This is a genomic window from Moorena sp. SIO3B2, from assembly GCF_010692525.1.
GTDB classification, from domain to species: domain Bacteria; phylum Cyanobacteriota; class Cyanobacteriia; order Cyanobacteriales; family Coleofasciculaceae; genus Moorena; species Moorena producens.
Map to the genome: position 1 here is coordinate 1 of NZ_JAAHHE010000416.1, position 4864 is coordinate 4864.

General features: G+C 42.2%; 5 protein-coding genes and 1 pseudogene. 2 read left to right on the plus strand and 4 right to left on the minus strand.

The features are described from left to right. Together F6K38_RS34985 and F6K38_RS34990 are read right to left on the minus strand one after the other, a co-directional pair. Positions 1-860, minus strand: a pseudogene (locus F6K38_RS34985) (NTPase); the annotation flags it as partial. 246 nt (positions 861-1106) lie between these two features. Beyond that, positions 1107-2213: an alkene reductase gene (locus tag F6K38_RS34990; protein WP_287359697.1), complete on the minus strand. Its 1107-nt coding sequence runs from the start codon at positions 2211-2213 to the stop codon at positions 1107-1109. Between the two features lie 537 nt (positions 2214-2750). Between F6K38_RS34990 and F6K38_RS34995 the strand changes: the two genes are divergently transcribed. Beyond that, the gene (locus F6K38_RS34995; RefSeq protein WP_287359699.1) at positions 2751-2984 is read left to right on the plus strand and encodes a hypothetical protein; all 234 of its coding nucleotides are present in this window, start codon (positions 2751-2753) and stop codon (positions 2982-2984) included. On the opposite strand, the gene F6K38_RS35000 is transcribed toward F6K38_RS34995, so the two are convergent. After that, positions 2962-3438, minus strand: coding sequence for a hypothetical protein (locus F6K38_RS35000; protein WP_287359701.1), 477 nt, complete (start codon positions 3436-3438; stop codon positions 2962-2964). The genes F6K38_RS34995 and F6K38_RS35000 overlap by 23 nt on opposite strands. A gap of 564 nt (positions 3439-4002) precedes the next feature. Between F6K38_RS35000 and F6K38_RS35005 the strand changes: the two genes are divergently transcribed. Beyond that, complete coding sequence (locus tag F6K38_RS35005) at positions 4003-4176, plus strand: hypothetical protein (protein WP_287359703.1); 174 nt, start codon at positions 4003-4005, stop codon at positions 4174-4176. Between the two features lie 173 nt (positions 4177-4349). On the opposite strand, the gene F6K38_RS35010 is transcribed toward F6K38_RS35005, so the two are convergent. Next, positions 4350-4864 (minus strand): hypothetical protein (locus F6K38_RS35010; RefSeq protein ID WP_287359704.1); only part of this gene is annotated, 515 nt, incomplete at its 5' end.

Consider the following 4864-nt stretch of genomic DNA (forward strand, 5'->3'; position numbering starts at 1 on the left):
CCTTGAGAGTCCTTGATCACATCCAATACGGATTTTATCGGCTGTTGATAATAAAGCTTTTTAGCTCGTTGCAACTCCTTTTGGTCAATTTCCTGTTCTAGTTGACCACTCTCTAGCAGTTTTTGATAATAATCCTTAGGCAGTTCATGAATCGCCTCTGGCATCAAGTCATGAACCTCTCGCACATTTTGGGGGATAAATATCGTCCAGAGTTTTAGTTGATTATAGGCAGAACCATCGGTATCTAAACTATCTAGTTTAACATTACCGTAGCTCTCTAGGAGTGCTTCTTGATACTCCCTTAAGTTAAAATCAGGGATAATGCCTGCTGTAGCGTTAGTGTTTTTTGCGATCGCATCTAACGTTTGGGAATCCCAGATAGGCCGTAACTTATCCGATTGCTTGATTATAGTTTGTACTTGCTTGAGATACTGTTTACCAATATACTTCCAACGAAATTCTTCCGGTAATGATAATAACTTCAGCTCAACCCAAGTCTTGGCTAATGTATCGGTATCTATTTCTTTACAGCCATAGTTAAAGGCACTTCCCAGGATAGCTTTAACGGATTGGTTCTTAATATACTGCTTGAGGGGTTTAGTATATTGTTTTATTTCTTGCTTAGATAGGTCAGCAACCTTTAATTCTTGTCCAACTAAAGCTACAAAAGCTTTTAAGGCTTTAACCAAGAGTTTTTTCTGGGTATCTTGCTCCGATAGTCCGGTATAATCTTTGATAGATTCTTTGAAAAAATCTTTAGTGTAGTCTTCTAGAGCGTCTTTGGCCAAGGGACCGATCACTTCTTTGGCGAGATAGCCACCAGCACTAGAAATTCCCCACAGTGCTAACCAATCTAGCATGATCTTGGTAGTTGTTTTTTGGTTTATCTATTATTATAGATCTTTAGGGAGTAGGGAGTAGGGAGCAGGGAGCAGGGAACAGGGAACAGGGAGCAGGCAAGACGCAAGACGCAAGACACAAGACGCAAGACGCAATAGTTGGGACAGCCTGCCCCGTAATGAACCGCTGTTCGCTCAAAAAATTGTAAACCCTAAAAGCCTTTAGGGTTTACATTTCAGGCTAGACCGCACTTAGTAACAGCCTCGCTAGTTTGCCTTATTATAAGTAGGAAAGTCAGTATAACCTTCTTTACCTGGAGAATACCAAACTTTAACATCTGGAATAGGATTGAGGGGCCAATTATTAGCGAAGCGAGCAACCAAATCTGGATTACTTAGAATCGGTCTTCCGAAAGCAATTAAATCTGCCACACCTTCTTGAATTGCCGCTTCAGCTGTTTCTTTAGTATAGCCGCAATTACCAATAATTGGACCATCAAAAACGTTTCTAAGCTCAGCCAAAGTCATCGGTTCTCCTAATTCATGAAATCCAAAAGCCAATCCATCTAATATATGGATATAAGCTAACCCATAACTGTTTAACTCTTTAGCTACATAAAGAAATGTTTCACGATAATCCACAGACCCCATATCATTAAATAGACCATTAGGAGACAAACGAACCCCTACTCTATTGACTGGTAAAACAGTTATTACAGCTTCGATTACTTCTTTGAGTAAACGATATCGATTATCAATACTACCACCATAGTCATCTGTTCTTTGGTTGGTTTTAGATTGCAGAAAAGAGTCCAGTAAATAACCATTAGCTGAATGAATCTCTACCCCATCAAAACCTGCCTGTTTGGCATTTTCAGCCGCTTTTTTATACTCTTCTACTATTTGGGGTATTTCTTCAGTTTCCAGGGCTCGTGGGGTTTCGTGAGGCTGTTTTCCCTGAGGGGTATGAACATATTCTTCGTTAATTTTAATGGCTGAAGGAGCAACAGCTAGCTTACCATCATGGAAACTACTATGAGAAGCCCGACCACAGTGCCAAAGCTGCAAAAATAATGGCGTATTCTTAGAGTGTACACTACTAACAACTTTTTTCCACCCTTCAGTTTGTTCCAGAGTATAAATACCAGGAGCATTTACCCAACCGTTAGCTTGAGGGGAAATAAAAGTACCTTCAGTGATAATTAGACCTACTCCAGTTCTTTGAGTATAATATTCCACCATTAAATCATTGGGAATACCCATATTAACTGCTCTCCCTCTAGTTAAAGGAGGCATTACTACTCGGTTTTTTAAAGATAAATCACCTAATTCAAAAGGGCTTAGTAGTTTGGACAAAGAGAGTGGAGCCGTCATTTATTGTACCCCTCAATGTAAATTGACTCAAATCCATTTAAACAAAATATAGCAATCCTAAATGATTTGTGACAAGTTAGGGGCTTGGTATGTTTTGCTCAAGCGCCAGGGTTAGGTTGCTGCCCGTAACGCACCACTGCTGGGTCAAACAACTTTTAGGAGATGCACCCGATGGGAGAGTGTGGGAAGAAAGAATAGGGTATATTATATAGCTGTTTTCATAGTAATAATATATATATAATATATGGTTTTTCCCGGGTGGATATCGGAACCTATAGCCAGAGCTATTCATACTGATCAAATTGCACAACTGTTTTCTTGGATGGGGGGAAAGGTTAGCAACAGACCAAGAAAGCCAAAATGCGATTGACCAAAGGTCACGCTACGCGAACGCTAAGTGGTTAGAAGCAAATGTTGTTACTTCATTTGATGATCAATACTAATTATGGATAATGCCTGGCACAGGATCGGGAAATCTAATCAGGACTAGACTGCCAAGCTGGTTATTAACCCTAATTATCCTGATGTCAGCTTTTGATGGATCAGGATAAACGGGTTCAAGGGTCTTGGTCTGTAAGTCCTGATTATGGATTCAGGGCATATAAACGAGGTTCAGAGACTCGTCCACGAGGTTCAGAGACTCGTCCACGAGGTTCAGAGACTCGTCCACGAGGTTCAGAGACTCGTCCACGAGGTTCAGAGACTCGTCCACGAGGTTCAGAGACTCGTCCACGAGCCTTTTTGGAACCTAAGCCTGAGAATTGGCTTTAACAGACTTATTACGAGTAACTTTAAAGCGTTTCCCTAAACTCTCGGCAATGGTTTTTAGACCGGGAGTCCTTTTTGCAGCCGTCTTGATGTAATCATAAACTTGTAGACCGCTGTTCATAGCCTCAGAGCTGACTGCCATTAAGGTATCATCCACCTTTTCAGTCAATTGTCGGAGTTGGAATAAGACATCGGTCAGAGCAACGGCTAGCTCATAGTCCCGTGCAAACTCGTCTAGGTCAAAGCTAGCAGGTAGAATTTTGGGGTTAGATTGGGCAGCACTGAGGCTATTGTTAACAAAGGATAGACTTTTTGAACCCATTTTAAACAGCCTGCGTCGTTCCTCAGCCGTTAGATTAATTAAGAAAGGCAGCTTTTCTTCAATAGTTTGTAGGGCGGTTTTGATTTCCTCGACATCTCTCTCAGAAAGAGTACCGGTAATGTTTTGATATGGCATTGTACGATTCGTTTAATTCTCTAATTGGATAATGACAAGCGAGGAGCACCCCAGACCTATGGTTTTGTCATCTATTATTAGAATTCCCACTCAACTATGGAATCGCACTAGTAATCTTAAGACTTAAGAGGTTGTCTGAGAAGTCTCATTTGCTACATCCAAGCCCCCTAAATCCCCCAATTCTGGGGGACTTTTAGAAGCAAATTGACTCTTGTTCCCCCCAAAGTTGGGGGGTCAGGGGGGCAAAATTCAGTATCAAAAAACTTTTCAGATATCCTCTAAGCCGCGTCAGCTATCAGCTATCAGCTATCAGCTATCAGCTATCAGCTTTTGAATAAAATACTTTCGTGACTATTAAACGTTTGCTTACCTCTTTTATTCAAAAGCACCTCAAGTAGCGTGGGCGTAGCCCATTAGCTGTTGGCGTAGCCTGCGCGTAGCGCATATGCTTACCCTAGAATTTATTCTAGTCTTTATAAGAAAATTTATCCTAGTATTTATCCTAGTATTTATCGACTGTTTATAAAGTAAATTTTCAGACAGCTTACGGCAGTTTGCATAACTATGAGGTACACAGGATGTTTTCGCTCTTGCCTCTTGCCTCTTGCCTCTTGCCTCTTGCCTCTTGCCTCTTGCCTGCTCCGAAGCTCCCTGCTCCGAACGCGCCCCGCGTGGCCTACGGCCTTAGTCCCTAAAACTCAGAACGAAAGTACCTCAGCAAATTGCAAACCGCTGTAAGTCATTGACTATTGGTGGGTTACGGCGGACAGCTCTGTTCAACGGTGAGGGTTGACAGTACTCGCCGCCTAACCCACCCTACGCGGTTGGTTGATTTAAGCTATTCCCGACTCCCGATTCCCGACTCCCGACTCCCGATTCCCGACTCCCTAAAATAAATAGATTATCCGCCCCTAACGCTGATTCTGCAATTTTCTCATTTCCTCTTGCACCCCCACTGCCACCTGCAAGGCTTGATCTAGCACTCGTCCATACTCACTGGCCTGATCACTCAAGTGCAGGGCAGTCAAGGTGGTTAAATTAGTAGTAAATAGCTGAGGATTCTTAGTAATAAACTGCTTATTCTCTCTGAGAATTCGTTCTGTCTTCAAGGCACGCACTAAATCCGTTTTCATCACCTTAAGGGCTTCGAGCACTCGCTCCCGATTGCTGAGACCAACACCTGGATTACCAGCTTCTTCCAATTGATCATTAATGTATACAGCTCTAATCACCGTATTGTATCGATCCACTTCTTTCACCAGCCGTCTAACTGCCTTATATTTCAACCATAGAAAGGTACCTCTACCCAATTTGATCAGGAAATCTCCTGGTTCTTTTGGTTTCTCTAGGAAAAAACCTCTGACTCGCTCTGGCTTCTCCCCAATCAAATTGGATAGATAGTCCTCTGAAATCACCAAGTCCTGCA

Bases quoted from the DNA above. Each gene is read 5' to 3' on its own strand.
- F6K38_RS35005 (WP_287359703.1), top strand. From the start codon at position 4,003: ATGAGGTACACAGGATGTTTTCGCTCTTGCCTCTTGCCTCTTGCCTCT.
- F6K38_RS35000 (WP_287359701.1), bottom strand. From the start codon at position 3,438: ATGCCATATCAAAACATTACCGGTACTCTTTCTGAGAGAGATGTCGAG.
- F6K38_RS34990 (WP_287359697.1), bottom strand. From the start codon at position 2,213: ATGACGGCTCCACTCTCTTTGTCCAAACTACTAAGCCCTTTTGAATTA.
- F6K38_RS34995 (WP_287359699.1), top strand. From the start codon at position 2,751: ATGGATCAGGATAAACGGGTTCAAGGGTCTTGGTCTGTAAGTCCTGAT.